This window comes from Burkholderia sp. SIMBA_062 (assembly GCF_046534765.1).
GTDB classification, from domain to species: Bacteria; Pseudomonadota; Gammaproteobacteria; order Burkholderiales; family Burkholderiaceae; genus Burkholderia; species Burkholderia ambifaria.
In genome coordinates this window covers 1-234 of sequence record NZ_JAWRYD010000647.1, presented here as the reverse complement: position 1 = coordinate 234, position 234 = coordinate 1, and the positions used below count along the sequence as shown (strand labels likewise).

The window sequence follows — 234 nt, the reverse complement described above, 5'->3', positions numbered from 1 at the left end:
GCCCGCGATGGTCGCGCGCGGATTTGGACGCATCGTGACCATGTCGTCGGTGGCGGGCCGGGCGTACCTCGATATCGTCGGCGCGCATTACAGCGCCACCAAGGGCGCGCTGATCGCCTTGACGCGTCATCTTGCGGGCGAGCTCGGGCCGCACGGCATCACCGTGAACGCGCTCGCACCGGGGCGCATCGACACGCCGCTGCTGCGCACGGTGTCCGGCGACGCGAATGCGGC

1 protein-coding gene is annotated in these 234 nt (G+C 70.9%); it reads left to right on the top strand.

The genetic code is table 11. The annotated features are described in order from the left end of the window. The coding region (locus SB786_RS37780) for an SDR family NAD(P)-dependent oxidoreductase (protein WP_410731782.1) at positions 1-234 on the top strand (234 nt) is incomplete at both ends.